The 26,414-nt window shown below is 71.8% G+C and carries 23 protein-coding genes; 14 read left to right on the top strand and 9 right to left on the bottom strand.

Annotation, left to right across the window (positions count from 1 at the left end):
- The first annotated feature begins 36 nt into the window (after positions 1 to 36).
- Positions 37 to 348 carry a hypothetical protein gene (locus ACWD26_RS21520; protein ID WP_451272352.1) on the top strand — a complete coding sequence of 104 codons (312 nt, stop codon included), beginning with the start codon at positions 37 to 39 and terminating at the stop codon, positions 346 to 348.
- 595 nt (positions 349 to 943) lie between these two features.
- On the top strand, positions 944 to 1,861 hold the full coding sequence (locus ACWD26_RS21515; protein WP_451272325.1) for an alpha/beta fold hydrolase: 918 nt from the start codon (positions 944 to 946) through the stop codon (positions 1,859 to 1,861).
- A gap of 95 nt (positions 1,862 to 1,956) precedes the next feature.
- On the opposite strand, the gene ACWD26_RS21510 is transcribed toward ACWD26_RS21515, so the two are convergent.
- From ACWD26_RS21510 to ACWD26_RS21500, 3 genes are read right to left on the bottom strand one after another with little or no spacing between them, the layout of a single operon-like run.
- Entirely contained in the window at positions 1,957 to 3,561 is a 1,605-nt protein-coding gene (locus ACWD26_RS21510; protein ID WP_451272323.1) for a transporter, read from the bottom strand.
- The gene (locus tag ACWD26_RS21505; RefSeq protein ID WP_451272321.1) at positions 3,558 to 4,424 is read right to left on the bottom strand and encodes an ABC transporter ATP-binding protein; all 867 of its coding nucleotides are present in this window, start codon (positions 4,422 to 4,424) and stop codon (positions 3,558 to 3,560) included. The genes ACWD26_RS21510 and ACWD26_RS21505 overlap by 4 nt, the downstream gene beginning before the upstream one ends.
- A 44-nt stretch (positions 4,425 to 4,468) precedes the next feature.
- On the bottom strand, positions 4,469 to 5,128 hold the full coding sequence (locus ACWD26_RS21500; RefSeq protein ID WP_451272319.1) for a bifunctional DNA primase/polymerase: 660 nt from the start codon (positions 5,126 to 5,128) through the stop codon (positions 4,469 to 4,471).
- Between the two features lie 327 nt (positions 5,129 to 5,455).
- On the opposite strand from ACWD26_RS21500, the gene ACWD26_RS21495 reads away from it, so the two are divergent.
- Both ACWD26_RS21495 and ACWD26_RS21490 read left to right on the top strand, forming a co-directional pair.
- Positions 5,456 to 6,838 (top strand): transcriptional regulator, encoded by a 1,383-nt coding sequence (locus tag ACWD26_RS21495; protein ID WP_451272317.1) that lies wholly within the window; start codon positions 5,456 to 5,458, stop codon positions 6,836 to 6,838.
- A 187-nt stretch (positions 6,839 to 7,025) separates the two neighbouring features.
- On the top strand, positions 7,026 to 8,864 hold the full coding sequence (locus ACWD26_RS21490; protein WP_451272315.1) for a hypothetical protein: 1,839 nt from the start codon (positions 7,026 to 7,028) through the stop codon (positions 8,862 to 8,864).
- A 90-nt stretch (positions 8,865 to 8,954) separates the two neighbouring features.
- On the opposite strand, the gene ACWD26_RS21485 is transcribed toward ACWD26_RS21490, so the two are convergent.
- Positions 8,955 to 10,247, bottom strand: a complete 1,293-nt coding sequence (locus tag ACWD26_RS21485) for an ABC transporter substrate-binding protein (RefSeq protein ID WP_451272313.1) — start codon at positions 10,245 to 10,247, stop codon at positions 8,955 to 8,957.
- Positions 10,248 to 10,375: 128 nt separating this feature from the next.
- On the opposite strand from ACWD26_RS21485, the gene ACWD26_RS21480 reads away from it, so the two are divergent.
- Positions 10,376 to 10,876, top strand: a complete 501-nt coding sequence (locus ACWD26_RS21480; RefSeq protein ID WP_451272311.1) for an SCO4402 family protein — start codon at positions 10,376 to 10,378, stop codon at positions 10,874 to 10,876.
- Between the two features lie 192 nt (positions 10,877 to 11,068).
- Positions 11,069 to 11,950 carry a formyltetrahydrofolate deformylase gene (gene purU, locus ACWD26_RS21475; protein ID WP_451272309.1) on the top strand — a complete coding sequence of 294 codons (882 nt, stop codon included), beginning with the start codon at positions 11,069 to 11,071 and terminating at the stop codon, positions 11,948 to 11,950.
- A 157-nt stretch (positions 11,951 to 12,107) separates the two neighbouring features.
- On the opposite strand, the gene ACWD26_RS21470 is transcribed toward purU, so the two are convergent.
- Together ACWD26_RS21470 and ACWD26_RS21465 are read right to left on the bottom strand one after the other, a co-directional pair.
- On the bottom strand, positions 12,108 to 13,727 hold the full coding sequence (locus ACWD26_RS21470) for a zf-HC2 domain-containing protein (protein ID WP_451272350.1): 1,620 nt from the start codon (positions 13,725 to 13,727) through the stop codon (positions 12,108 to 12,110).
- 107 nt (positions 13,728 to 13,834) lie between these two features.
- Positions 13,835 to 14,416 (bottom strand): sigma-70 family RNA polymerase sigma factor, encoded by a 582-nt coding sequence (locus ACWD26_RS21465; protein ID WP_451272307.1) that lies wholly within the window; start codon positions 14,414 to 14,416, stop codon positions 13,835 to 13,837.
- 520 nt (positions 14,417 to 14,936) lie between these two features.
- On the opposite strand from ACWD26_RS21465, the gene ACWD26_RS21460 reads away from it, so the two are divergent.
- Together ACWD26_RS21460 and ACWD26_RS21455 are read left to right on the top strand one after the other, a co-directional pair.
- Entirely contained in the window at positions 14,937 to 15,344 is a 408-nt protein-coding gene (locus tag ACWD26_RS21460; RefSeq protein ID WP_451272305.1) for an STAS domain-containing protein, read from the top strand.
- A gap of 203 nt (positions 15,345 to 15,547) precedes the next feature.
- On the top strand, positions 15,548 to 16,060 hold the full coding sequence (locus ACWD26_RS21455; protein ID WP_451272303.1) for an EF-hand domain-containing protein: 513 nt from the start codon (positions 15,548 to 15,550) through the stop codon (positions 16,058 to 16,060).
- Positions 16,061 to 16,159: 99 nt separating this feature from the next.
- Here ACWD26_RS21455 and ACWD26_RS21450 read toward each other — a convergent pair whose 3' ends face one another.
- A complete protein-coding gene (locus ACWD26_RS21450) occupies positions 16,160 to 17,656 on the bottom strand; it encodes a class I adenylate-forming enzyme family protein (RefSeq protein ID WP_451272301.1) in 1,497 nt (498 codons plus the stop codon).
- A gap of 151 nt (positions 17,657 to 17,807) precedes the next feature.
- Here ACWD26_RS21450 and ACWD26_RS21445 point away from each other — a divergent pair, with 151 nt between their 5' ends.
- From ACWD26_RS21445 to ACWD26_RS21430, 4 genes are all read left to right on the top strand, one after another.
- Entirely contained in the window at positions 17,808 to 19,001 is a 1,194-nt protein-coding gene (locus ACWD26_RS21445) for an amidohydrolase family protein (protein ID WP_451272299.1), read from the top strand.
- 12 nt (positions 19,002 to 19,013) lie between these two features.
- Positions 19,014 to 20,144 carry an acyl-CoA dehydrogenase family protein gene (locus ACWD26_RS21440; protein WP_451272297.1) on the top strand — a complete coding sequence of 377 codons (1,131 nt, stop codon included), beginning with the start codon at positions 19,014 to 19,016 and terminating at the stop codon, positions 20,142 to 20,144.
- A gap of 39 nt (positions 20,145 to 20,183) precedes the next feature.
- Positions 20,184 to 21,068, top strand: a complete 885-nt coding sequence (locus ACWD26_RS21435) for an acyl-CoA dehydrogenase family protein (protein WP_451272295.1) — start codon at positions 20,184 to 20,186, stop codon at positions 21,066 to 21,068.
- A gap of 514 nt (positions 21,069 to 21,582) precedes the next feature.
- Entirely contained in the window at positions 21,583 to 22,200 is a 618-nt protein-coding gene (locus ACWD26_RS21430) for an ATP-binding protein (RefSeq protein ID WP_451272293.1), read from the top strand.
- A gap of 442 nt (positions 22,201 to 22,642) precedes the next feature.
- Here the strand turns inward: ACWD26_RS21430 and ACWD26_RS21425 are convergent, their stop codons facing one another.
- Both ACWD26_RS21425 and ACWD26_RS21420 read right to left on the bottom strand, forming a co-directional pair.
- Positions 22,643 to 22,996, bottom strand: coding sequence for a hypothetical protein (locus ACWD26_RS21425; protein ID WP_451272291.1), 354 nt, complete (start codon positions 22,994 to 22,996; stop codon positions 22,643 to 22,645).
- Positions 22,997 to 23,092: 96 nt separating this feature from the next.
- Complete coding sequence (locus ACWD26_RS21420) at positions 23,093 to 24,034, bottom strand: cyclase family protein (protein WP_451272289.1); 942 nt, start codon at positions 24,032 to 24,034, stop codon at positions 23,093 to 23,095.
- 106 nt (positions 24,035 to 24,140) lie between these two features.
- On the opposite strand from ACWD26_RS21420, the gene ACWD26_RS21415 reads away from it, so the two are divergent.
- Positions 24,141 to 25,061 (top strand): SDR family NAD(P)-dependent oxidoreductase, encoded by a 921-nt coding sequence (locus ACWD26_RS21415; protein WP_451272288.1) that lies wholly within the window; start codon positions 24,141 to 24,143, stop codon positions 25,059 to 25,061.
- Between the two features lie 187 nt (positions 25,062 to 25,248).
- Positions 25,249 to 26,403: an acyl-CoA dehydrogenase family protein gene (locus tag ACWD26_RS21410; protein ID WP_451272286.1), complete on the top strand. Its 1,155-nt coding sequence runs from the start codon at positions 25,249 to 25,251 to the stop codon at positions 26,401 to 26,403.
- The last annotated feature ends 11 nt before the right edge of the window (positions 26,404 to 26,414 follow it).

The raw sequence follows: 26,414 nt of genomic DNA, 5'->3' as shown, positions 1-26,414 counted from the left end.
GCGTACACCTCGCGCACCTGCGCCGAGTGCGGGCACATCGACCACGCGAACCGGGTCTCCCAGGCCCGGTTCGCATGCCGGTCCTGCGGATTCGTTGATCACGCAGACCGGAACAGCTCCCGCAACATCCGCGCCCGTGCGTGGGAGTTGTGGCGATGCGGGGCGCAGTCAACCGCCCCAGACCCACTTCCCCAACCGGGGGCGTGGGACAGGACGCAAACGCAGCGCCACAGCCAGTGGCGCCCGTTGTGCAACCCCGGGACTTTAAGTCCTGGGTCGTTGACTGTGCCGAATCGCAGCGCTCGGGCCGTTCGCGTGCGAGGCTTGCGCGTGAGGCATATGACCTGAGGGGCTCTTGGCCGCCCGAGACGGCGATCTCCGGTGGCAGGGGAGGGGGCGGGGCGGATGTGCCGTGGACATGGGGAGGGCCCCGGCGCCGTGTGGCGCCGGGGCCTGTCCTCCCCTGTGCTGACCCGGAGCCCCGAGCTCCCAGGGTCATCCCCCTCGGACCGTTTTCCCCGAGCGGTCCGCCTCCCGTTGAAGATCTCCCCTCGGTGGCGGCGGGCAATCCCCGAGGCGGGTCACTCGAATGAGGGGTGTTGTCGCCGCCGACGGCATCTTCGAATCTGTATTCGATAACGTGTACGGCGTGGCGCTGCGTGACCCGTGCCATGACTGACGCGCGCACCCCACACGTAACGTGTCAACCGGTATGCACGCTGTAACACAAGTGCCCGCCGTCCGGGCGGCGCGCGTGGCGGCGACAGCAGCCGGAGCAAGACCAGCAACACCAGCAAGAGCAGCAAGACCAGCAGCACCGGAACAACAGCGGAGCAACAGCGGAAACAGCGGTACGACAGCAGTTGGACGAGTGGACCGGCCGGTTCCGAGCGTGTGCGTGAGGCGGGAGCGAGTGGTCCGGGCGGGAGTCTGGGGGGTGCCAATGGTGCGGCGCATCGACGTGACGGGAGCGGGCGGCGTGAGTCTCGCCGCCTGGGAGTTCGGCGACCCGCCCAAGACCGGCGATCAGGTCGACGACATCACGGGGGACAGGGCCGGAGAACGGGCGGCCGACGGCGTCTGCGACAGCGCGCGGAGGCCCGGCGTCCTCTTATTGCACGGCCTCATGGGCCGCGCCTCGCACTGGGCCCCCACCGCTCGCTGGCTCTCCGAACGGCACCGCGCCGTCGCCCTCGACCAGCGCGGCCACGGCCAGAGCGCCAAGCCCGAGAAGGCCGCGTACACCCGTGAGGCCTACGTCGAGGACGCCGAGGCCGCGATCGAACAGCTGGGCCTCGCCCCCGTCGTCCTCATCGGCCACGCCATGGGCGCGCTGACCGCCTGGCAACTGGCCGCCAAGCGCCCCGACCTGGTGCGCGGCCTGATCATCTGCGACATGCGGGCCTCGGCGCTCGGCGCCGCCTCGCAGCGCGAGTGGGAGAGCTGGTTCAAGGCCTGGCCGCTGCCCTTCGCCACCCTCGCCGACGTCCGCAAGTGGTTCGGCGAGGACGACCCCTGGGTGGAGCGCCCGAGCCCGTCGCGCGGCGAGTTCTACGCCGAGGTCATGCAGGAGAGCCCCGACGGCTGGCGGCCCGTCTTCGACCCCGAGCAGATGCTCACGACCCGCGAGACCTGGGTGTACGACGCGCACTGGGAGGAGCTCACGCAGGTCCGGTGCCCCGCCCTCGTCGTCCGCGGCCTCGACGGCGAGCTGGGCCGCGCGGAGTCCCAGGAGATGGTCCGCGTCCTGCCCCACGGCCAGTACGCGGAGGTCGCCGACGCCGGCCACCTCGTCCACTACGACCAGCCGGACGCGTGGCGCGCGGCGATAGAGCCGTTCTTGGACGACCTGTCCGACTGAGCCGGCGCCTGGTAGCTCGGGGGCGAGGCTTGTCGGCGGGTGCGGGTGCGGGTTCGGTTGGCGCGAACAACCCCCACCCGCCCGCAGCGTGAAAGCTATCCCTTGCTCACCGCGGACAGGATCTCCGGCAGCCGTGCAGCCATCCGAGGTGCCGCCAGCCGCAGCCCCAGCACGGCGACCCCCGCCCCGTACACGGCCCCCGCCGGCAGCGTCGTCCACGTCCACGCGTCCCCGCCGTCCGCCACGTTCACCCAGACGGTCAGGCCGATGACCGGCAGGCAGAGCAGCGCGGCGCCGACCATGCCGCCGAAGACGGAGATCCAGGCGAGGCCGGCCTGGCCCGGCGCGACGTTCTTGTAGCCCTCCTGCGGGATGGAGTAGGGGAAACGCGCGGAGGACCAGGCGCCTGCGGCGAGCATCGCGCCGAGGAGGGCGAAGGAGAGACCGAGGGCCTCGGGCAGGGCGGGCCAGTCGCCGAGGATCGCGGTGGTCACGACGGTGACGAACGTGGCGTACGGCAGGGTGATGACCAGCAACGCCAGGGCGCGGCCCCGCAGTTCGACGTACGCGTCCCGCGTGGAGGAGATCGTCATTGCGACCATCCAGAACGCCGACGTGTCCTGCCCGAACTGGTTGTACATGAGGATGCCGAGCATCCCCGCCGCGAAGCAGGCGAAGTAGACCGAGCCGGTGTCCTGCACGGCGTTGAAGACGGGCACGATCAGGCCGATGGCGAGCGAGGTCACCCACGCCGCCTTCGTCTTCGGGTCGCGCCAGGCGTACCGCAGACCGCGTTCCATGATCGTGCCGGTGCGGCCGGCGGGGAGCAGTCGGCTGAGGCCGGTGGAGCGGGTCTTCCTCGTGCCCGCTTCCACGGACGGGAGGGTCGAGCCGTCCGGCGACGTCATCAGCCGGGTCAGCGTCCGCGACCACCACAGCAGCAGTGCCGCCAACGCACCCGCGCTCAGCAGCAGTTGGGTTACGCCGACCCCGTACGAGCCCTCGCTCATCGCCCGCACCGCGCCGAGCGCCGACGCCGGGGGCACCCAGCCCAGGACGTCCGCCACCGGGTCCAGCTCGCCCAGGCCCGCCGAACCCAGTTGCTGGATGCCGAAGTTGACGACCTGGACGCCGATCGCGATGAAGAGGCCGCTCAGGACGGCCAGGTCGCGGCCCCGGCGGCTGGTCAGGAGGCGGATGTTGGCGGCGGCCACCGCCCGGGCGAGCGCCACACAACCGAGCAGCGCGAGCGGCACCGCGACCACGGCGGTGACGTACGCGGCCGGCCCGTGTGCCACCGCGATGACCGACCCGAGGAGCAGGCACAGCGTGAACAGTGGGCCGATGCCGACCAGGGACGCCACGAGCAGGGCCCGTACGAGCGGGCGCGGGCGCAGCGGGAGTATCACCAGCCGGGTCGGGTCCAGCGTCTCGTCCCCGCTGGGGAAGAACAGCGGCATCACCGCCCACCCCAGCGCCACCAAGGCCACGAGCGGCACGGTCAGGGCCGCCGCGTGCTCCTCGCCGCGCAACGCGATCAGCCCGACCAGCTGGAGGGCCGCGAACAGCAGCACGAAGACGACGGAGAAGACGTACGCGGCCCGCCGTCCGGCGGACTGCCGCAGTCCGTTGCGCAGCAGGGACAGCTTGAGGCGTACGACGACGGCGGTCACGGAGCCGGCGCCGGCGGCCGGGCTCATCGCGGTCCCGCCCCGCCGCCCAGCCAGTCCAGGTCCGAGCCCGTGTGCCGCTCGCTCGCGCCCACCAGCTCCAGGAACGCCTTCTGCAGCGAGGGCGCGTCCCCGCGTACGTCGGCGAGGGGGCCGTGGGCGCGGATGCGGCCGGCGGCCATGACGGCCACCCAGTCGCAGAGGGACTCGACGAGTTCCATGACGTGGGAGGAGAAGACGACCGTGGCGCCGGAGGAGGTGTACCGCTCCAGGACGCCTCGGATGGTCTGGGCGGAGACGGGGTCGACGCCTTCGAAGGGCTCGTCCAGGAAGAGGACTTCGGGGTTGTGGAGGAGGGCGGCGGCGAGACCTGTCTTCTTGCGCATGCCCGTCGAGTAGTCGACGACGAGCTTGTGCTGGGCGCCCGCGAGGTCGAGGACGTCCAGCAGCTGGGTGGCCCTCTTGTCGACCTCGGCACCGGGCAGGCCGCGCAACCGCCCTGTGTAGGAGAGGAGTTCGCGTCCGGTGAGCCGGTCGAAGAGCCGCAGGCCCTCCGGCAGCACCCCGATGCGGGCCTTCACCTCGACCGGGTCCCGCCACACGTCGTGCCCGACGACCTCCACGGACCCCTGGTCGGGCCGCAGCAGCCCGGTGACCATCGACAGCGTGGTGGTCTTCCCGGCCCCGTTCGGCCCGACGAGCCCGATGAACCGCCCGGCGGGCAGCTCCAGATCGATCCCGGCGACGGCGACCTGGGCCCCGAACCGCTTCCAGAGCCCTTGAACACGGACAGCAGCGACAGCACCAGCACCACTCACACCGGCTGCTCCTTCGGGGAGACGGGGTACCCGGCGACCCGTAAGGGGCGCGGGGAACTGCGCGACCAGCCCCATTCAACCCGCAGTCGCGCGACTACCGAAGCACCCCATCCGAAGCGTTACCGGCGCCCGTCCCTACCGCACGCGTACGCGAGCGGCGAGATCAGCTCCTCCGCGTCCGGCAGCCACCGGTTCGCCGGCGTGGGACGGCGGGCCCACTGCACGGCCCCCCGCGACCCGTACCGCGTCGGCGGAGCCGCCACGTACTCGCCCTCACCCAACGCCTTGAGGTCGAGCGCGAGCGGCGACCACCCCAACTTCCGTACCAGATCGTGGACTTTCACCGACGCGCCCGGCAGTACGAAGAACTGCATACGACGGTCCGGCGTCCATGTCACCGGCCCGAGCGTCAGCTCCATGCGCTCCATGCGGGCCAGCGCCAGCAGACCGGCGGTCTCGGGAACGTCGATCGTGTCGAACGTACGGCCGGTCGGCAGCAGGATCGACGCGGTGGGCTGCTTCGACCACAGACGGCGTGCGACGGTCGCACTGCCTGTCGCCTGGGTCTCCCAGTCCTCGCGCGCCGGGTGCGCGCCGGGGGTGGCGCACGCCGCGTTGCCGCAGGAGCAGTGCTGCACCCCGTCGACGGCTTCCAGCCATGTACCCGGGAAAACGTCCCAGTGGCGCTCTTCGGCGTATCGAACGGCGGTGTCCAGCAGCGATTCACCACGCTGCTTCGGGATTTGGGCAGCTTCAGGGCCCGCGATGGTCTCTTCCACGATGAACACAACTCTAGCGGTCATCAGGGGTTACGGATGTCACATGCGCGGGGGAGAGCATCGATCACGAGGCCGGGGCGCATGGGTGCACGCTCGGGGGCGCGCGGGAGGGATCACGGAGTGAGTCGGGTAGCCACGTGTGGGGTACAGCATCCGTGTTTACCCCGGCAATTCTGGCATGTCTCGCATCTTCGGTATGTCGGCGGGGCATTGATCTTCGAGGCCGGATCTTTTCGATGCGTGGGTACACCCATGCGACGGGGTTCGACCGCTGAGGACACGTCAACTCGGTGCGTGGGCAGGCACCACAGCCACAGGGGGTACGCCATGGCCGCAAGGCCGCTCGTCGCCAGGCAGCCGAACGAACGACTGCAGGCGCTCATCCAGGAAGCGGGCTGCTCCAACGCGGGGCTGGCCCGGCGGGTCAACATGTGCGGCGCGGAGCACGGCCTCGACCTGCGCTACGACAAGACGTCCGTCGCGCGCTGGCTGCGCGGACAGCAGCCACGGGGCCGGGCGCCCGCGATCATCGCCGAGGCGCTGGGCCGCAAGCTGGGCCGGACGGTCACGATCGACGAGATCGGCATGGCCAACGGCAAGAACCTCGCGTCCGGCGTCGGCCTCCAGTTCTCGCCGACGGTACTGGGAGCCATCGAGCAGGTCTGCGAGCTGTGGCGCAGCGACGTGGGGCGGCGGGACTTCCTCTCCGGGTCGTCCGTCGCCGCCTCCGCCCTCGTCGAGCCCAGCCGCGACTGGCTGATCTCCGCGCCGGACTCCCAAGTGGCCCGCTCGGCCGGACCCCGGGTGGGGCTCGCCGACGTGGAGGCCGTACGCGCGATGACGCAGGCGCTCGTCGACCTCGACCATCAATACGGCAGCGGGCATGTACGGCCGGTCGTCGTGCACTACCTCAACAGCGTCGTCTCGGGGCTGCTGGCCGGCTCCTACCGAGAGGCGGTGGGGCGGGAGTTGTTCGCCGCGGTCGCCCGACTGACCGAGCTCGCCGGGTACATGGCCGTGGACACCGGGCAGCCCGGGCTCGCCCAGCGGTACTACATCCAGGCGCTCCGCCTCGCCCAGGCCGCGGGCGACCGCGCGTACGGCGGGTACGTCCTCGCCGCGTCCATGAGCCACCTCGCCGCGCAGCTCGGAAACCCGCGGGAGATCGCGCAGCTGGCGCGCGCGGCGCAGGAAGGGGCGCGGGGGCGGGCCACTCCGCGCGCGGAGTCGATGTTCCACGCGGCGGAGGCGCGGGGGCACGCGCTGATGGGTGACGCGCGGGCCGCGCAGGCTGCGGCGGGGCGGGCCGTGGAGGCGCTGGAGGCGGCGGAACCGTCGTCCGGGGACGACCCGGTGTGGATCAAGCACTTCGACGAGGCCTATCTCGCCGACGAGTTGGCGCACTGCCACCGGGACCTCGGGCAGGCCGAGGCGGCGGCGCGGCGGGCCGAGGAGTCGTTGGCGAAGCATCCCGAGTCGCGGGCGCGGCGGCGGGCGATCGGATATGTGCTGCTCGCCACGGCGCAGGTGCAGCAGCGGGAGGTCGAGCAGGCCTGTCACACGGGGACGAAGGCCGTGGAGTTGCTGGGGTCCCTGCGGTCGAACCGGGGGGCCGAGTACCTGGAGGACTTCCAGCAGCGGTTGGAGCCGTTCAGGGAGGAGGCGGTGGTTCGGGAGTTCGGGGCGCGGATGGAACTTCAGGCGGCGTAGAGCGCTCCGGGCGGGGTACTCAGGCCGTTCGCGCGGCTGCGGGCGGGTTGTGGCTGATCGCGCAGTTCCTCGCGCCCCTGAGGAGGGCTCAGCCCCCTCATCGTGGCGCGGGTGGTGCGTGGGCTGTCACCGGGACCCGGTAGCGTGAGTCGACGATTCCGCAAGTCCCCCGTTCGTAGGAGTCTCGGTGACGCAGAGTGGACAGGGCGAGGAGCCCTCGGCGCGGACCGCGCACGAAGGCATCGTGCTGCCCTCGGACGGTGGCGCGCCGCTCCATCCGAGCGATCTGCCGCCGGCCCCGCTGCCGCCGGCCCTGGCCCAGCAGTGGGAGCAGCGGCAGTGGAGTCCTGAGGGCGCCGCCGAGCCGACCCCACCGCAGGCCGACCAGTGGAACAGCGCGCCGCCCGCACCGGAGTGGGGTGGCCAGAGCGGTCAGGGGACGCAGGACGCGTACGGCGGCCAGGGCGGCCAGGACGCCTATGGCGCCCGGAGTGGCCAGGGCGGTCAGGGGGCGTATGGCGCCCAGAGCGGCCAAGGCGGGCACGAGGCGTACGGAAGTCAGGGCGGGCAGGACCAGTACGGCGGGCAGGGCGGCGTAGGCGGGCAGGGCGGGATGCCGTTGCCGCCGGAGGGGGCGCGAGGGGCGTCCTACGGCGGCGAGGGGTACGGCGGCGGGGCGGGCTCGGGTGCGCCGTTGCCGCCGGTCGCCGGTGAGGTGTCGCCGGCGTCGGACGCCGCGCGGCCTGCGCAGCGGAGCGCGCCGCTGCCGCCCATGGACGAGGGGGCCACCCAGTACATCCCGCATGTGCCGTCGGCCGGGGCCATGCCCATGGAGGACGCCACGCAGTACATACCGCCGGTGGCTCCGGCGCCGCCCGCCGCGGAGGACGCCACGCAGTACCTGCCGCCGGTGGGACCGGGCGCGCTGCCGCCGGAGGCGTCGGCCGACGCGACGACGTACCTCGGCCGGGTGCCGAACCACGGTGCCGGGCCGCTGCCGCCCACCGACAACCCCGGCGGGCCCGTGCACCAGGCGCCCCACGGGAACCCGGACGCCGAGGCCACGCAGTACATACCGCCGGTGGCCGGGCAGGCGCCGCCGCAGCCTCACTCCCCGTCCCAGCCGTACCGCGCGCCGGGGCAGCAGCAGCCGGACGTGTTCGACAGTCTCTTCCGGAACGAGCCGGGGGCCGGGGGCGCCGCCGGGACCACGCAGCAGATGCCGAAGATCGAGCACGCGCAGGCCGCGCCGATGCCGCAGGGCCCCGGTGGCCCGGGTGGGCCCGGCGGGCACGCCGGTTATGGCGCGCCGGGACCCGTTGCTCACGGCGGCCACGGTGGACACGGCGGTCACGGTGGGCGGGCCTCCGCGAGACGGGACGGCGGGGGTGGTGGGGGACGGAGATCCCGGGTGCCGCTCATCGCGCTCGTCGGCGTGGGCATCGCCGTGCTCGGGATCGGGGCGGGTGCCCTGATGGCCGGGACCGGGGGCGACGACGCCGCGCAGAACGACAACAAGCCCGTGTCGGCCACCGGAGCGCCCGAGGAGTCGGCCTCCGCGTCGGCGGACCCGGCGAAGGAGCAGGCGGTCGCGCTGGACAAGCTGCTGGCGGACAGCGGCGACAGCCGGAGCAGCGTGATCAAGGCGGTCGCCAACATCAAGTCCTGCACCAACCTGGGCCAGGCCGCCACCGACCTCCGGGCCGCGGCCGCGCAGCGCAACGACCTGGTCACCAAGCTCGGCGAGCTGTCCGTGGACAAGCTGCCGGACAACGCGGCCCTGACCACCGCGCTCACCAAGGCGTGGAAGGCCTCCGCCTCCGCCGACAACCACTACGCCGCCTGGGCCGACCAGGCCGCCGGCAAGAAGGGCTGCAAGAAGGGCCAGGCCCGCACCACCGGCCAGACCCAGGCCGGCAACCAGGCCAGCGCCACCGCGAGCGCCGAGAAGAACAAGGCCGCCAAGCTGTGGAACGCGATCGCCACCACCTACGGCCTGACGGAACGCCAGGCGGTCCAGCTGTAGCAGGGGCCCCGGCCCCCACCCGTGCGGCCCCCACCCGTGCGGCCCCCACCCGTGCGGGCCCCGCCTCCCCGGGCCGGCAGCCCTCGGCTCTCAGCTCTCCGCGTCCACCAGGGTCTTCTCCACGTTCACGAACCCCTGCCGGGCGGCGACCAGTCGGCCCTTGCGCACGACCTGGAACGTGACCTCGGCGTTGATCAGACGGGGGAAGCCGGCGGAGGCGATGAGGTCCTCGAAGCGCCAGCTGAGCGTGGGGGTCAGACCGCCCGTGGTGACCTTCAGGCCGCCGTCGAGGACACGGCGGATCGCCCGGGAGGTCACCTCGTCGTCACCGATCGCCTCGATCGCGGCCTTCAGGACGGTGTACGCGATCCACGTGGTCTGCACACCGGGGTCCGCCGGATCGATCCGGTTGTCGCCGAAGGCGTGCTCCCGGATCACCCGCTTCATCCGGTCCCACCGCTTGTCGGTCTCCACCGGGTACCAGCCGGTGACGTATGTCCCCTCGTACGGCCCCGACCTGCCGCCGGTCGAGTCGATCACCGTCTGGTCGACGCTGCCGATGACGGTGCCGGTGCGGACGTCCGGATAGTCGTCGCGGTCACGGCGGAAGGAGTCCATGAAGGTGAACGTGCGGTCGCCCAGCGCGGGCACCACACACCCCTCCGCCACCGGGTCCGTGCTCGCCCGCCGCAGCGCCTCCCGGGCATGCTCCCCGTACTCCGTCGCGTCCTCGGCGGCCAGCTGGTCCTCGGACCTGTCGTGGCCGCCCGACCGCAGCCCCGAGTCCAGCAGCAGCGGCAGCTGGTCGCCGACTATCGAGTCGGGGCGCACGAGGGCGACCGGGCCGCAGGCCTCCGCGAGCTGTTCACCGAGGCCGGCCATGAGCGCGGCCTGGCCGCCGTTGACCGGGTAGGACAGGGCGCTGGCGAACTCGTCGTCGGTGACGCCGTAGCCGCCTATGTAGGGGATGCCCGCGGACTCCAGCGGGGCGAGGAAGGAGCGGCCGTGCTGGCTGTAGGAGCCGACGACGGCGACGGCGTCCTCCGTGGCGGCGCGGCGGGCGCACTTCGCGGCGGACACGGTGTCGTTCCGGTCGTTGCAGGTGAGGATCCTCAGCTCGCGGCCGTTGATGCCGCCGTTGGCGTTGACCCAGCGGGCGTACGCCTTGGCCATGGCGGGCATGCCCGGCTTGTTGGTGGCGGCGGTCTTCTCCGGGGCCCAGGTCATGACGGTGACGGGGCCGTCCCCGGTACCCCCCGTGGTACCAGGGATGACCCCGCACCCGGCGACGAGTGACGCGCACGCCGCCAGCGTGGTGGCTCTGACCAGGCCTTTGGCGAGGCCTTGGGGGAAGAGGGTCCGTCGTGCCTGGAAGCCGGTCATGGCTCCGCACGATTCCGTCACATGACCAACCCGGGCGTGACGGATGGTCAACGTGGGGTGACCGGGAGGTGAATTACGAGGAGCTACGATCGTATTTTCGAGTGGTTTCAGAGAGGAACGCACGATCCATGACCGTCGAAGGTCCTGAGACCCCTTCCCGTCGCGGGCGTCGCTCATCCACCATGGGCGGCATGCCACTGAATGACATGCCGTGGTGGCGCTGGCGCAGCAATGTGCGCTCCGCGCTGCACATGCTCTCCGACCCGGCGTTCCAGCAGAACGTCTGGCTGGCCGGTGTCGACGGGTACGGGGACGTCACCGACGCCGTGTACCGCCTGGTCGAGGACACCTGGCTGGACAACTGGTCCGCCGAGAAGTACGTGGGCACGATCTTCCGTGACGCCCAGGAGGCGGCCCTCGTCGACACCGCCGTACTGCGGGTGCTGCGCATCATGCACCAGGTCGGCCCGGACGCGCCCGTCTCCGCCTACCTCGACCACGAGGCCTGGCCCGAGGCCGTCCGCGCCGCCCGCGAGGCCCACGTACGCCTCTCGGTGAGCGACGGGGAGGACCCGGACGTGCCGCCGCGGACGCTCGAGGTGCTGCGGATCATGACCAGGGCGGCGTAGCCCGGCCTCCGGGACCGCCGTCCGGGACCGCCGAGACTGGCGTTCACGGCCGGCGTTCAGGACCGTCGTTCGGGGACCGGCTGTCCGGGCTGCGGCTGTCCGGGCTGCGGCTCGGGGCCGGTTGCCGGGGCGGGTGGTCCGGTCCGCGGGACGATTGCCGACATGGGTACGCCATATGGGACCCTGTCGGGCATGAACGAGCAGTCCACCCGAGCCGCGGCACCCGCCGACCAGTACGTCCTCACCCTCGCCTGCCCGGACAAGCCCGGCATCGTGCACGCCGTGTCGAGCTACCTCTTCATGACCGGCGGCAACATCGAGGACAGCCAGCAGTTCGGCGACCACGACACGGGTCTGTTCTTCATGCGCGTCCACTTCTCGGCTGAGGCGCCGGTGAACGTGGAGAAGCTGCGGGCCAGCTTCGCGGCGATCGGTGACTCGTTCCAGATGGACTGGCAGATCAACCGGGCCGACGAGAAGATGCGCATCGTCCTGATGGTCAGCAAGTTCGGGCACTGCCTGAACGACCTGCTGTTCCGGGCGAGCACGGGGGCGCTGCCGGTGGAGATCGCGGCGGTGGTGTCCAACCACACCGACTTCGCCGAGCTGGTGGGGTCGTACGACGTCCCCTTCCACCACATTCCGGTGACCCGGGACAACAAGGCCGAGGCCGAGGCGCGGCTGCTGGCGATCGTGCGCGAGGAGAACGTCGAGCTGGTCGTGCTGGCCCGCTATATGCAGGTGCTCTCCGACGACCTCTGCAAGCAGCTCAACGGGCGGATCATCAACATCCACCACTCCTTCCTGCCGAGCTTCAAGGGCGCGAAGCCGTACCACCAGGCGCACGCCCGTGGTGTGAAGCTGATCGGGGCGACGGCGCACTATGTCACCGCCGACCTCGACGAGGGGCCGATCATCGAGCAGGAGGTCGAGCGGGTGAGCCACGGGGTGACCCCCGAGGGGCTCGTCGCGATCGGCCGTGATGTGGAGTGCCAGGCGCTGGCGCGGGCGGTCAAGTGGCACGCCGAGCGGCGGATTCTGATGAACGGGCGGCGGACGGTCGTCTTCGCGTAGGGGCTCCGCCGGGGTGGGGCGCCCAGTGGCTCCGCCGGGCTGGGGCGCCTCGTGGCTCGGGGGTGCCTGTGCGTCGGCGGGTGCGGGTGAGTCGTGGCTTGTCGCGCAGTTCCCCGCGCCCCTTGAAGGTGACCCTGCGGTCACCAGGGGCCCTCCGCTACATGCGGCTCAGTGCCGCCGCCGCGAACAGGACGTCCCTTATCGCCTGACGGTCGCCGACCTGTCCCGCGGCCGCCTCCTCCGGCGGGACATGGCCCGCGGCCAGTCGGCAGAACTCGACGCCGTCGAGGGCCACGTGGGCCACCTCGTGGTCGGCGGAGCCGAGGGCGGCGGGGGAGTCGAGGGGGATGAGCCACTCGCCGCCGCCGGAGCCCTCGATCTCCAGGCGGAGGCTGCGGCCGGGGGTCCCGGCCGGGACGAGGTGGCGGCCGGGCGGGGGCGGGGACGCGAGGCCGGTCCGGCGGCGTTCGGCCAGGGACACGGGGAGCATCCGGGCCGCGAGGTCGATCATGCCGTGCAGATGGCGGCCGGAGGGCGGCTCGTACGGGTAGTCCACGGCCTCCGCGATGTCCTCCGCGTGGATCCAGCACTCGAAGGCCCGGTCCAGCATCGCGTCCCGGAGGGGGAGCGCGAAGCCGCCGTACGAGACCGGGAGCCGGCCCGAGTCGGCGGAGTCGTCAGGGGTGCCGCCGCCCGCGAAGGCCGTCGTACGGACGATGTCGTGGCTCTGCTCCCGCCAGGGCGCGCGGATGGTGTGGGTGGGCGGGAAGTGGGACGCCTTCCAGAACGCCTCGGTGCGCGCCTCGGGCGTGCCGTCGTCCGGGGCGGCCGTCAGCCGGCCGAGCGGGTCGTCGAGGCCGAGCGCGGCCGCGACCAGCCCGTCGACGGTCATCAGATGGGCGATGACCCCGGCGACGGTCGTACGACGGCTCACCGGGCCCTCGCCCTCGAACCAGCGCAGCCGCACCGGCGTGTGCCAGTCGGCGGTGCCGATGTCCTGCAGCAGCGCGTCCAGCCGCGCGGTCTCCGCGTCGTACGGGGCGGTCCAGCGCGGCACGGGGACGCGGGGCGGGCGCCGGCCCAGGCAGACGTCCAGCACCTGGGTCCGCAGCGCCGGATCGAGATCGAGGCTCTCCGGCGGATGCAGCAGCCCCACGGCCTCCCGCAGCCGCCGGGCCTCGTCCGCGCACGACCCGCACGACCCCAGGTGCTCCTCGACGGCCAGCGCCTCCTCCGCCGAACACGCCGCCAGCGCCCAGGCCCCGAGCAGCGCCTTGAGCACACGGTGCTCCAGGACGAGGGGAGCGTGATGTACGAGCCCGGAGTGCGCCGGCGGCGCCGGCTCGGCCACGGAATCCGGCAACGGCAGCCCACTGTCCTCCACGGAGGCCCGCGGCAGCGGTATACGCGGCGACCTGTCGCCACCACCCTGAGACCCACCGCTGCCGGGCAGCCCCGGCCCGGCCGGCCCACCGGGGCCGCCGTCATGGCGAGGGGGCCTCGCCGGTTCGTGGCCGCCGCCCTGAGACCCGCTGTTTCCGGGCTTGTCCGGTTCGGATGGCTCGCCGGGGCCGCTGCCATGGCGGCGGGGACCCGCTGGTTCGCCGCTGCCGCTCCGGGGTCCGCTGTTTCCGGGCCTGTCCGGCCCACCGGGACCGCCGTCACGGTCACCGGGAGCCGCCGGGTCGGTGTCACCGGAAGCCGCCGGGTCGGTGTCGCCGGGGTCCGCTGGGCCGCCGGGGTCTGCCGGTGGTCGCTCGTCGTTCACTGGGCCCATGGTCGACGGCACCCTGCCGGGCTGGGGCGAGGGGCGCTCGGCCTCCCCTTGGGCGCCCGGCCCCTCCGGCTCGTCGTCGTACGCCCCGGCGGGGCTCGTGCCGGTGGTCACAGCGCACCGCCGGGTTCGGGTGGGGTGCCGGAGGGGCGGGTGTCGTGGGCGGTGGAGAGGAGCTGGAGGCCGAGGCGGAGGCGGCGGCGGGCCTCGTCCTCGGTGACGCCGAGGTCGGTGGCGGTCTGGCGGTAGTCGCGGCGCTGGAAGTACGCCAGCTCCAGGGCGGCCCGCAACGGCGTGGGCATCGCCTGCACTATGTAGTCGGCGCGGGCGGCCACCGACGCGTGGTGGACCTTGCGCTCCAGCTCCTCCGTGGTGCCCTCGCCGCCCCGGGCGAGCGCGGCGGTCTCGGTGGCGCGCAGCCGCTGCACGGCCAGGCGGTGGGTCAGCGCCGCCACCCAGGAGCGCAGGGGCCCCTGCTTGGGGTCGTACTCCTCGGGGTTCTCCCAGAGCTGGAGGAACACCTCGCGGGTGATGCCGTCGGCGCCCCGCTCGTCGCCGAGGACGCGGTGGGCGAGACCGTGCACGAGGGTCGCGAACCGGTCGTACAGCTCACCGAGCGCCGCCGCCTCGCCGTGCGTCAGCCGCTGCTGCATCCTGCGGTCCCAGCGGGGCGGTGCGTCCTTCGCCGCCATACGACCCCCTCACCTGCTCGTACCTGCGCCGTTCCTGATGACCGCCGAGCTGTGGACTCGTGTAGCCCCGGCGTCGAACCGGCCTGATTCCAGCCCGATTCCGGCCTGATTCCAGCCTGTGTGCACTGCCGTCCCGAATGTAGTCGGCACGGCTGACCGCGCACGCCCCTTTATGGCAATGCGCGCCCCTCGCCAGGCCGGAGGTGGTATGAACCTCCGCCGTAAGCCGTTTCCATGCCGCCCACGTGGGCGTCTGCCCGCCTTCCGTATGCCCGTGCGGTCCTCCTGGGCTCCATCCCTGCGCGAATCCGACCACTCAGGACCGTCTCGGATCCATTCACGATCAATAGTCGATCACCTGCGACCGTACTCGATGGAAATCGCACCGAAAAGGCCCCTGAAATGGCTCGCTTACCACGCGCTTTCGGTGGGCTACGGGTGTTTCATGGAACGACGGCGGGGCAGCCGCGCAGCAGGAAGCGGTGCAGTGGCTTCCGGTTCGGCGACTGAGAGGCATCCGGTGGCGTTCGAAGTGACCGACGGCGAGCAAGGCCGGTGGGCCGTGCTGCACGTGTCGGGAGAGATGGACCTGGTGACGTCGCCCGTGCTCCGCCAGCGGGTGCACGAGGCGGTCGCCGACGGCCGCCGAAGTCTCGTCCTCGACCTCTCCGGCGTCGTCTTCTGCGACTCCAGCGGTGTGGGGGTGCTCGTCGCCACCCGGCGGCTGATGCGCTCCTGCCGGGGCCGCCTCCGGCTGATCCTCCCCGCCGACGGCCACGCGGGCGGCGGCCCGGCCGAGGGCGCGCACGTCAACCGCGTCCTCGCCGCCCTGGGCGTCCGCCGCCTCTTCGACGTCCACCCGGACGTCCGCTCGGCGGTCGCACCGGAGTCCGACGACGAGGCCGAGGCCGACCCCCTGTCGGCCTGAGCGCCCGCGCCCTTCCCGCTCACCCGGTGAGCAGCACATACGTGTGAGCCACCCCACCCGAAGGTGCCACGGTGGCCACACTGTTGTCCCAGAATTCCCGCAGTCTTGGTACAAGCGCCGCTTTCCGCTCCGCCCCGGGCCGCCGGCGTCGTACGCTCCCTGCGAGAAGCACCCCACTTGACGTTAGGCGGGCCCGAAGAGACATGGTCAGCAGCGAGTACGAGCGCAGGATCGCCGCCCGGTTCGCCACCTTCGACCAGGACGGCAACGGCTGGATCGACCGCGAGGACTTCAACGCGGCGACCAAGGCGGTTCTCGGCGAGTTCGACACCACCGCCCGGTCCGACAAGGGCCAGGCGCTGTACGGCGGCGCCGAGGCCTTCTGGCAGGGCATGGCCGGAATCGCGGACCGGGACGGCGACCAGCGCATCACCCGGGACGAGTTCGTGAACGGCGCGGTCAAGCGGCTGCGGGACAACCCCGACCGCTTCGCCGAGATCGCCCGTCCCTTCCTGCACGCGGCCCTCGCCGTCGCGGACGCCGACGGGGACGGCACGGCCACGGTCGAGGAGACCGCCCGGGTCCTCAAGGCCCTCGGTGTCCCCGTGGAGATCGCCAACGCGACCGCCGCCGCGCTCGACACCGACACCGACGGCAAGGTCAGCGAGTCGGAGGTCGTGACGGCGTTCGCGCGCTACTTCACCGTGCCCGAATAGCCGTTACGAGCAGCCGTTCACGAACAGCCGTCACCACAGCCGTTCACGAGCAGCTGTTCCTGAGCAGCCGTTCCTGAGCAGCCGTTCACGAGCAGCCGTTCACGAGTAGCGCTCGCGCAGCCTGTACTTGAGTACCTTCCGCAGGGTCTCGTTGCGCGGAAGGGCCTCCACCACCTCCACCTGCTCCGGCAGCTTGTGGACGGACAGCCCTTCCGCGCGCAGATGCCCCGTGACGTCCGCGAGCGTCAGCGGGTCGACCCCCGGCGGCTGTTCGAGCACCGCGCAGACCCGTTCCCCCCGCTCCGCGTCCGGCAGCCCGATCACCGCCACGTCCTGGACGGCCGGATGCCGGTGCAGCAGATCCTCGATCTCCTTCGCCGAGATGTTCTCGCCCTTGCGGATGATGACGTCCTTCAGCCGTCCGGTCAGCACCAGATGGCCGCTGTCGGTGAGATGCCCGAGGTCGCCCGTGACGAAGAACCCGTCCGCGTCGAAGGCCGCCGCCGACTGCGCCTGATCCAGATACCCCTGGCAGACGGCCTCCCCCTTCAGCCGCACCTCCCCGTCCACGATCCGTATCTCCATCCCCGCCGGGGGCCGCCCCTCCGTCGTCGCCAGGTTCTCCGCCGAGTCGTCGGGCGCCCCCATCGTGATCATCGGGACCTCCGTCATGCCGTACCCGTGGGTGAGCTGGACGCCCATCTCCCGTACGACGGAGTGATAGACCTCGGGAGGCTTCGGGGCGCCACCGCCCGCGAGCAGCCGCAGCGAGGGGACGACCGGCACTCCCGGCTGCTTGCGCTGCTCGGTGAGGAACATCGAGTAGAACGCCGTGGACCCGCCCGCCACCGTCACCCCGTGCTTGCGGTAGCCCTCCAGCGCGGCCGGCAGGGCGAAGTGCTCGAACATCACCGCCGGGAAGCCGTACAGCAGGAGCATCACCAGGTAGTCCGGGCCGCCTATGTGCGCGTAGGGGAAGGCGATCGAGCCGACGTCGTCCCGGGTTAGCCGCAGCGCGTGGGCGAGGCAGGAGCCGCCCGCGATCAGTGAACGGTCGGTGTGCAGGACGCCCTTGGGGTCGGAGGTGGTGCCCGAGGTCCAGTAGATCCAGCGGACGGAGGTGCCGTCGGCCGGCGGGGCCGGGAGCACCGAGGGGTCGCCGTCCGGGAGGCGGTCGTACGCCTCGAAGAGGCCCCGCGCCTCCAGCCGGCGCGCCATCTCCGTGTGGTCGAAGCCCCGCCACTCGCCCGGCACCGCGAAGAACTCCGCCTTCGACTCCCTGAGCGCGAAGCCCACCTCGCGGTCGCGGTAGAAGGGGATGACCGGGGACTGGACGGCGCCGAGGCGGGCCAGGGCGAAGGAGAGCAGGACCGTCTCGATCCGGGTGGGCAGCTGCCAGGCGACGACGGTGCCGGGACGTACGCCCCTGTCGTACAGCCCGGCCGCCACCCGCTCGGCCCGGGCGCGCAGTTCGCCGAAGCTCAGCGTGCGGTCGTCCTGGAGGAGGACGGGCCGGTCGGGGGTGAGGTCGGCGCGGCGGGAGACCAGCTCCCAGAGCGTGCGGGACTCGCTCAGCGCGTGGGCGGTGTCGTTCACGGCGGCCCCCTCATGGAGCTGACGGGCAGTCAGATTGTGGGCAGAGCGTAGGGCTCGGCGCCTTGTCGGTCCAGAGGGTCGGGACTAGCCTGCTTGATGGAGTGAATCTGACGGTCCATCAGATATCTGAGGCCACTGAGTGGGGGAACTTATGACCGAACTGCCCCGCGTCATCAGCGTCGACGACCATGTGATCGAACCGGCGCACCTCTTCGAGACCTGGCTGCCGGAGAAGTACCGCGACCGAGGCCCCAAGCCCCTCACCGCCGGCATCGGCGAGCTGGCGTACGTCGCCGGCAAGTACCAGATCACGATGGACCCGGACGGGCAGCCGACCGACTGGTGGATCTACGAGGACCTGAAGTTCCCGTACAAGCGGAACATCGCGGCCGTCGGCTTCGACCGGGACGAGATGACGCTGGAGGGGATCACCCGGGAGGAGATGCGGCGCGGGTGCTGGGACCCGAAGGCGCGGCTGGCGGACATGGACCTCAACCACGTCGAGGCCTCGCTCTGCTTCCCGACCTTCCCGCGCTTCTGCGGGCAGACGTTCGCCGAGGCGCATGACAAGGAGGTCGCCCTGGCCTGTGTGCGCGCGTACAACGACTGGATGGTCGAGGAGTGGTGCGGTGACAGCGGCGGCCGGCTGATCCCGCTGTGTCTGATCCCCCTGTGGGACATCGACCTGGCGGTCCAGGAGATCGAGCGGAACGCGGCGAGGGGTGTCCGGGCGGTGACGTTCTCCGAGATCCCCACCTACCTCGGACTGCCCTCCATCCACTCGGGCTACTGGGACCCCTTCTTCGCGGCCTGCCAGGACACCGGGACGGTCGTCAACATGCACATCGGGTCCAGCTCCCAGATGCCGGCCGCCTCCCCCGACGCGCCCCCCGCCGTCCAGGCCTCGCTCTCCTTCAACAACGCGATGGCCTCGATGATGGACTTCCTCTTCAGCGGGGTCCTGGTGAAGTACCCGACCCTCAAACTCGCCTACAGCGAAGGCCAGATGGGCTGGATCCCGTACGCCCTCGAACGCGCCGACGACGTCTGGGAGGAGCACCGCGCCTGGGGCGGCGTGCGCGACCTGATCCCCGAGCCGCCGTCGACGTACTACTACCGGCAGATGTTCTGCTGCTTCTTCCGCGACAAGCACGGGGTCGCCTCGCTGGATGTGGTCGGGCGGGACAACGCGACCTTCGAGACCGACTATCCGCACGTCGACTCGACCTTCCCGCACACCAAGGAGGTCGCCCTCGACCATGTGAAGGGCCTCGACGACGAGACGGTCTACAAGCTGATGCGCGGCAACGCGATCCGCATGCTCGACCTGGACTTCGACAGGTAAGGGTCGCGGGCCATGGATCTCGCGTACAGCCCGGAGGAGGAGGAGTTCCGGGCGCGGCTGCGGGAGTGGCTGGCGAAGGTGCTCCCCACGCTGCCGCCCAGGCCGTCGCCCGACGACTGGCCGGGGCGGCGCGCGTACGACCTCGGCTGGCAGCGGACGCTGTACGACGCCGGGTACGCCGATGTCCACTGGGGCGCCTCGCCGACGGTACGGCTGATCTTCCTGGAGGAGACCGAGAGGGCGGGCGTCCCCTATGTGGGGGCCGGGTTCGTCGGGCTGCTGCACGCCGGGCCGACGATCGCCGCCGAGGGGACGGCCGAGCAGCGGGCGCGCTGGCTGCCGCCGATCCTGCGGGGCGAGGAGGTCTGGTGCCAGGGGTTCAGCGAACCGGACGCCGGGTCCGACCTCGCGTCCCTGCGTACACACGCGCGACGGGACGGCGACACGTACGTGGTGAGCGGGTCGAAGATCTGGACCTCCCACGCCGAAGTCGCCGACTGGTGCGAGCTGTTGGTGCGTACGGACTCGCAGGCGCCGAAGCATCGCGGGATCTCCTGGCTGGCGATGCCCATGGACGCCCCCGGCGTGACCGTACGGCCGCTGCGCACACTCGCCGGGTCCACCGAGTTCGCCGAGGTCTTCCTCGACGAGGTGCGGGTGCCGGTCGCCAACCGGGTGGGAGAGGAGAACGACGGCTGGCGCGTGACCATGGTGACGCTGTCGTTCGAGCGCGGGACGGCGTTCGTGGGTGAAGTGGTCGCCTGTCGGCGGGTAATGGGGGAGGTGGCGAGGCAGGCGCGGGCGAACGGGGCCTGGGGCGACCCCGTCGTACGGCGGCGACTGGGGCGGCTCAACGCCGAGTTCCGGGCGCTGTGGCGGCTCACGCAGTGGAACGTGAGCGAGGCGGAGTCCTCCGGAGGGGTGCCGGGGGTGGGGGGATCGGTCTTCAAGCTGAGGTACTCGCGCGTGCGTCAGGAGTTGTACGACGTGGCCGCGGATGTGCTCGGGCCGGATGCGCTCGACCTCGGGCGGGGGTGGGTGCTCGACCGGCTCAGCTCGCTGTCGTACACGATCGCGGCGGGGACGTCGGAGATCCAGCGGAACATCGTGGGTGAGCGGATCCTGGGGCTGCCGAAGAGGTGACGGTGGGCGTGCTCGGCGTTGATGAGGGGCTGTTGCCGTATGCGGTTTCGACTTACCGAGGACCAGCGGGCGTTGCGGGACGGGGTGCGGGGGCTGTTCGCGCGGCGCTTCGGGCGGGAGGCGTTGTGGGCGGCCGTCGACGGAGGCGGGCTGGACCGGGCGCTGTGGCGGGAGTTGGGGGCGGCCGGGTTCTTCGGGCTGCGGTTGGCGGAGGCCGAGGGTGGGGTCGGACTCGGGCTGCCGGAGGCGGTGTTGGTGTTCGAGGAGGCGGGGCGGGTGCTGCTGCCCGGGCCGCTGGTGGCCACCCATCTCGCGGCGGGCACGGTCCCGGGGGCGGCGAGCGGGGAGGTCGTCGTGACCGGCGTCGGGGGTGGGGGGCTGGTGGAGTGGCTGGAGGAGGCCGACGTGGTGACGGGGGACGCCACCGGGGCCGTCGCGCTGCGGTCGGTTGATCCGTTGACGCCGCTGCACCGGGTTCCGACGGCCGATTCCGCCGTACGTCCCGATGATCTCTTCGTGCTGCTCACCGCCGCCGAGCAACTCGGGACGGCCGTACGGACGTGCGAGGCGGCGGTGCAACACGCCCGGACGCGGGAGCAGTTCGGGCGGCCGATCGGGGCGTTCCAGGCCGTCAAGCATCTCTGTGCCGAGCTGCTGGTGCGGGTGGAGGTGGCGCGCGTCGCGGTGTACGCGGCGGCCGTCACCGCCGATCCGGTGGACATCGCGGCGGCGCGGCTGCTGGCCGACGAGGCGGCGGTGCGCGGCGCGCGCGACTGTCTTCAGGTCCACGGAGGGATGGGTTTCACCTGGGAGGCCGACGTACATCTGTGTCTGAAGCGGGCATGGGTACGGGCAGAACGTGGCGGATTGATCACAGAGAGTGAGGAGCTGTTGGCGGGGAAACTGCTGGTCGAGGCGGGCTGACCGCGCTGACCAGGGCGGGAAGGGGAATGTGTGGCAGGGGCTCGGCCGAATGTCGCGGAACGTGGCATACCGGAATTACCGAGCGTTGATACCGGGTTGTGTCCTAGGTGTGACTTGTCACGGCCTGGAGTCGGAGTCGTACTCCGGTACCTTCTGGGGGATGCGAGTGGTTCCGAGGTCGAGCCGAGCCGGTGTTGCCCCTGTGGCGGCCCCGGATCCGGCGGTGCCCGCCGCTCGTGAAGTGGGCCGGAGTCTCGTCGCTCCGGTCTGTTCGACTCCCCGCGACGAGCGTCGCACAGTATGCCGTATGCGTACTCCTTCGCGCTGGAATATGCCCGAAGCGCTTGTTGGGGTGACTGTACGTCAACCATGCTGTCCTGTAAGGGGATCACGTTCCGTGACCCCGGTGCCGATGGTGTCGATGGCGGTGGCGTCGGCCAGGCAGCAGATGACCACGATCGTGGCCCCTGAGGGGCGTGCGGCGATGTGTCCGCCGGTTCGGATGGTGTGAGCGGTGCAGGTGCTTCAAGTGCAGCTGGAGATCCGGCCCGACCCCGCAGAGGTGGGTCGTGCACGGAGATGGGCCCGTTCACGGCTCGCCGTGTCCGGGATAGGAGTGGACGAACCAGTCGCCGAGACGCTGATCCTCCTCGTCTCGGAGTTGGTCACCAACGCGGTCGTCCATACGGGCCGCCCGGCGGTCCTGCGGCTGCTGCTGTCCGGCCTTCGTGACGGCGCCGTGGGTAAGGTGCGCCTCGAGGTCGCCGACGCCAGCGCGTGTCCGCCGGCGCCGCGGTGTGCCGACGGCGACGAGACGGGCGGACGCGGCCTCGCCCTCGTCGAGGGCCTCGCCGACCGCTGGGGCTGGTCCCACGAGGGCGTCGGCAAACGCATCTGGTGCGAGCTGGACCGGGTGGTGCCGGGGGTGGCCGGGGCGGTCGGGGTCTCGGGGGCCTCGGGGGCTGCGGCGGTCTCGGGTGGAGCGGGAGCGGTTGCGGGTGCGCGTGCGCGTGCGGGTACTTCGGGCGTGGGTGGCGGGGTCGTGACCCCGGCGTGCAGCGCGGTGACCGGGGTCGCGGCGGTGGCGCGCGAGAACCTGGTGCGCGAGGGGTTGGCGTACGAGGCGGTGTAGGCCGGACTTCCCGGTGGGTCGGGGGAGAGGTGACCCCAGCCGACTGGGCGAGTTGGTGGGCGCCGCGGTCACTCAACCGCCGCACGCGTCTGCGCGTGAGCGCACGGCGGTGGTTGCCCGGCGGCGGTGGCTGAACCGTGCGCCGGGATGTGCTTCCGTACGCACCGTCGCAACGCCCGTTTCTCGCGGCTGATCCCCGAACGGGTGTTGACGCGTCGTGCCCGTTTGATCACGCTTGTGTTCAGCGATTCGCCGCGAGGGGACGACGAGGGTCTCGAGGACGGAGACCCTCGACGAGCGTGGGTCGTGTGTCGGCGTCGGCTCCCGACCGGGCCCGGGGAGCAGGGCGGGTGCGCCGAAGCCGGATGGCGGCGGCGCGCGGTGCCGTGCTCGGGGCGAGCAGCAGCGCGCCGCCAGCCGACCTGGGGCCTGTATGTCGACGTCAGCGCGGCATGGCCGGCATCAGCTCCTTCATGCCTTCGGGCAGGTCCGGGTCCTCGCGCCAGGCCTCGATGATCGAGACGAGGCTCTCCCACGAGGCCTCGGCGACGGGGCCGGCTCGACCCGTCGCGAGCTCGTCGAGCAGCCGACCGCACAGGTGGGACGTCACCCGGTGGAGCGCTTGGCCGGCCTCCGAGACGCGTGCCAGATCCGAGCCGGGTGCGTGCGGCGGCTCTCCGTCGACTCGGATCGTGAGGGCCACGGCGGCGTAGATCCGTCCGTGGACGAAGTCCCTCAACGCGATCACCTGATCCCGCGTCGGCAAAGGGCGCCGGGCAGGGGCCGATTCGGTCATGCGGCAAGGCTATCCAGGCGGCCGCCGCTGTTCGAGCCCCGGCCCCGGTCGCTTGCCGGCAGAGCAACGTGAGGTGTCCGGGCCCTACAGAGAGCCCTACAGAATGGCGATCGGTGCCACCGGTGTGCCCGTCCCGCCGACGAACGGCTCCGGCATCGCCGAGAGCAGGAACTCGTACCGTCCGAGTTGTCCACAGGCTGTGGACAACTCTTCCAGATTCCAGTTCTGCCCCTGCGGCATGCCCATCTCGACCAGGTCGAGCGCGTGCACCGGCAGCCACAGGTTCTCGATCTCCGGCGGGAAGATCTCGAACGTCAGGGTGTCATTGGCGACGGCCGCGACATCGCGCGCGTGGAACCACTCGGGGGTACGGAGGGAGAGCCCCGGGGACGGGAACGCGTACGCGTGCTTGTCACCGGCGAGGTAGGCCTGGATCTGCCCCGTGCGGACGAGGACGATGTCGCCCGCGCGGACCCGGGTGCCCGCCAACTCCTCGGCCGCGTCCAGGTCTTCGGGGGTGACCGCGTGGTCGCCGGGCAGCCGGTCGTCGTCGTGGCCCAGGGCGCGGGGGATGTCGAGGAGTACGCCGCGCGAGACGATGTGGCGGGCCTTGTCTATGCCGGCGAAGGCGGCGCCGCCGTGCGGGGTGATCGTGTCCGCCGGGCGGCCGTTGTAGATCCGTCCCGAGTGCGAGACATGGGTGAGCGCGTCCCAGTGGGTGGCCGCCTGGAGCCCCATCGTCACCGCGTCGTCGCTGCACGCGACCGTGCCCGGGCCGAAGATCTCCTGGTTGATCTGCACCATGGCGTGCAGCGGGTTCACCCGGCCCGGCATCATCCCCGTCTGCACGCCGTCCTGTTGCAGAGGCAGGGCGAGTGGGACCCGGCGACCGGTGCGGACGGCGCTCGCGGCCTCCCGTACGACCTCGTCGGTGATCAGGTTGAGTGTGCCGATCTCGTCGTCCGCCCCCCAACGGCCCCAGTTGTTCACGCGCTTGGCGATGTCCGTGAACGCGGCGAACTCGGTGGGCGATGACATCGGGCCTCCCCTGGGGCTTGTGGTGGCGTATCTGACGGGTCGTAGAATCGCGGTGCGAGCAAATCTAACGGTCCGTCAGAAACCGTGGTGAGGGGAAGGGGCCGGGGTGGGAAACTTCTTGGCAGGCAAGGTCGTCGCCGTCACGGGCGCGGGGCGGGGGATCGGCCGGGCGGTCGCCCTGGGCGCCGCCGCCGAGGGCGCGCGGGTCGTCGTCAACGACTACGGCGTCTCCGTCGACGGCTCAGAACCCACCAGTTCCGTCGCCGAGACCGTCGTCAAGGAGATCGAGGCGGCCGGGGGCGAAGCGGTCGCCGTCGCCGACGACATCTCCACGATGGCGGGCGGACAGCGGGTCGTGGACACGGCGGTCGTGACGTACGGGCGGATCGACGGGGTCGTGTGCGTCGCCGGGATCCTGCGGGAGCGGATGCTGTTCAACATGGCCGAGGAGGAGTGGGACCCGGTGGTCGCCACGCATCTCAAGGGCACGTTCACCGTGTTCCGGGCCGCGTCCGCCGTCATGCGCAAGCAGCGCGCCGGGACTCTGATCGGGTTCACCAGCGGCAACCACCAGGGGTCCGTCTCGCAGGCCAACTACAGCGCGGCCAAGGGCGGGATCATCTCGCTGGTGCGCAGCGCCGCGCTCGGTCTGCACCGGTACGGGGTGACCGCGAACGCGGTGGCGCCGGTCGCGCGTACGCGGATGTCGGCGGGGGTGCCGATGGAGCTGACCGAGATCGGTGAGCCGGAGGACGTGGCCGCGTTCGTGGTGTATCTGCTGTCCGACCGGGCTCGGGAGGAGCGGATCACCGGGCAGGTGTACACGGTGGCCGGGCCGAAGATCGCGGTGTGGGCGCAGCCGCGTGAGCTGCGCTCGGCGTACGCGGAGCAGGGGTGGACCCCGGAGAGGATCGCGGAGGTTCTGCCGGGGGCGGTGGGGGTGGATCCGATGCCGATGCTGGAGCGCGTGGAGGTGATGGCCCGCGCGGCGTCGGCCGGGGCGCGGCCGAACGAGGGCGCTTCATAGCTCGGGGGTGCGTGTTGTTCGGCGGGTGCGGGTGCGTTGTGGTTGTTCGCGCAGTTCCCCGCGCCCCTTGCCGGCGTGGGGCGCGCCCGGGGTTTTTCAGGGGCGCGGGGAACTGCGCGAGAAGCCCCACCGGACCCGCACCCGACAACGCACCACCATCACCCGCGGCGGTCATCTTGGAGGCGGCATGGACTTCGGGTTCAGTGATGAGGACGAGGCCTTCCGGGCGGAGGCGCGGGCCTGGCTGGGGGCGCACGCCAGCGCGGGCGAGGACCGGCGCGCGTGGGAACGGACGCTCGGCGCCGCCGGGTGGATCGGGCTCGGCTGGGGCGAGGGGGGCTACGGGAACCGTACGGCGACCCTCGTGCAGCAGGTCGTGTGGGCCGAGGAGTACGCGCGGGCGGGGGTGCCCGCGCGGTCGGGGCACATCGGGGAGAAGCTGCTGGCGCCGACCTTGATCGCGTACGGAAGTGCGGAGCAGAAGCGGCGGTTCCTGCCCCCGGTCGCGCGGGGCGAGGAGCTGTGGTGCCAGGGGTACAGCGAACCGGGCGCGGGGTCGGACCTCGCCGGCGTACGGACGAAGGCGGAGCGGTCGGCGGACGGGTCGTACCGCGTCACCGGGCAGAAGATCTGGACCTCGCTCGCCCATGAGGCCGGCTGGTGTTTCGTGCTGGCTCGTACGGAGGCGGGGTCGACGCGGCACCACGGACTGTCGCTGCTGCTCGTGCCCATGGACCAGCCGGGCCGGGTCGAGGTGCGGCCGATCCGGCAGATGACCGGGACGAGCGAGTTCAACGAGGTGTTCTTCGACGGGGCGCATGCCCGCGCGGAGCACGTGGTCGGCGGTGAGGGCAACGGCTGGCGGGTTGCCATGGGCCTCCTCGGCTTCGAGCGGGGGGTGTCGACTCTCGCCCAACAGGTCGGTTTCGAGGAGGAGTTGAGGGGTGTCGTACGGGCCGCCGTGGACAGCGGTGCCGCGGACGATCCCGTCGTACGCGATCGACTCGTACGGCAGTGGGCGGAGTTGCGGGTCATGCGGTGGAACGCCCTGCGCACGCTCGGAGGGCCGGAAGGGGGCGCGGAGCCGGGCGCGCCCAGTGTGGCCAAGTTGCTGTGGGGGCGGTGGCATCGGCGGCTCGGGGAGCTGGCGATGGAGGTACGGGGAGCGGAGGCGGCCGTGGGGCCGCGGGCGTGGTCGGCGGACGAGCCGTACGCACTCGACCCGTTCCAGCATCTGTTCCTGTTCAGCCGGGCCGACACGATCTACGGCGGTTCGGACGAGGTGCAGCGCACGATCATCGCCGAGCGGGTGCTCGGTCTGCCGAAGGAGCCGAGGGGCTGAAGGGGTGGGAG

It is taken from the genome of Streptomyces sp. NPDC002787 (assembly GCF_053592095.1).
Note: the sequence above shows the minus strand (reverse complement) of the source record. Positions and strands in the feature narration are given on the sequence as shown.

What these genes read in the sequence shown, in the direction of transcription:
- ACWD26_RS21485 (WP_451272313.1), bottom strand. Translation starts at nt 10,247, where the DNA reads ATGACCGGCTTCCAGGCACGACGGACCCTCTTCCCCCAAGGCCTCGCC.
- ACWD26_RS21440 (WP_451272297.1), top strand. Translation starts at nt 19,014, where the DNA reads ATGGATCTCGCGTACAGCCCGGAGGAGGAGGAGTTCCGGGCGCGGCTG.
- ACWD26_RS21505 (WP_451272321.1), bottom strand. Translation starts at nt 4,424, where the DNA reads ATGGGGCTGGTCGCGCAGTTCCCCGCGCCCCTTACGGGTCGCCGGGTA.
- ACWD26_RS21425 (WP_451272291.1), bottom strand. Translation starts at nt 22,996, where the DNA reads ATGACCGAATCGGCCCCTGCCCGGCGCCCTTTGCCGACGCGGGATCAG.
- ACWD26_RS21495 (WP_451272317.1), top strand. Translation starts at nt 5,456, where the DNA reads ATGGCCGCAAGGCCGCTCGTCGCCAGGCAGCCGAACGAACGACTGCAG.
- ACWD26_RS21515 (WP_451272325.1), top strand. Translation starts at nt 944, where the DNA reads ATGGTGCGGCGCATCGACGTGACGGGAGCGGGCGGCGTGAGTCTCGCC.
- ACWD26_RS21455 (WP_451272303.1), top strand. Translation starts at nt 15,548, where the DNA reads ATGGTCAGCAGCGAGTACGAGCGCAGGATCGCCGCCCGGTTCGCCACC.
- ACWD26_RS21410 (WP_451272286.1), top strand. Translation starts at nt 25,249, where the DNA reads ATGGACTTCGGGTTCAGTGATGAGGACGAGGCCTTCCGGGCGGAGGCG.
- purU (WP_451272309.1), top strand. Translation starts at nt 11,069, where the DNA reads ATGAACGAGCAGTCCACCCGAGCCGCGGCACCCGCCGACCAGTACGTC.
- ACWD26_RS21435 (WP_451272295.1), top strand. Translation starts at nt 20,184, where the DNA reads ATGCGGTTTCGACTTACCGAGGACCAGCGGGCGTTGCGGGACGGGGTG.
- ACWD26_RS21420 (WP_451272289.1), bottom strand. Translation starts at nt 24,034, where the DNA reads ATGTCATCGCCCACCGAGTTCGCCGCGTTCACGGACATCGCCAAGCGC.
- ACWD26_RS21465 (WP_451272307.1), bottom strand. Translation starts at nt 14,416, where the DNA reads ATGGCGGCGAAGGACGCACCGCCCCGCTGGGACCGCAGGATGCAGCAG.
- ACWD26_RS21480 (WP_451272311.1), top strand. Translation starts at nt 10,376, where the DNA reads ATGACCGTCGAAGGTCCTGAGACCCCTTCCCGTCGCGGGCGTCGCTCA.
- ACWD26_RS21445 (WP_451272299.1), top strand. Translation starts at nt 17,808, where the DNA reads ATGACCGAACTGCCCCGCGTCATCAGCGTCGACGACCATGTGATCGAA.
- ACWD26_RS21470 (WP_451272350.1), bottom strand. Translation starts at nt 13,727, where the DNA reads ATGGGCCCAGTGAACGACGAGCGACCACCGGCAGACCCCGGCGGCCCA.
- ACWD26_RS21510 (WP_451272323.1), bottom strand. Translation starts at nt 3,561, where the DNA reads ATGAGCCCGGCCGCCGGCGCCGGCTCCGTGACCGCCGTCGTCGTACGC.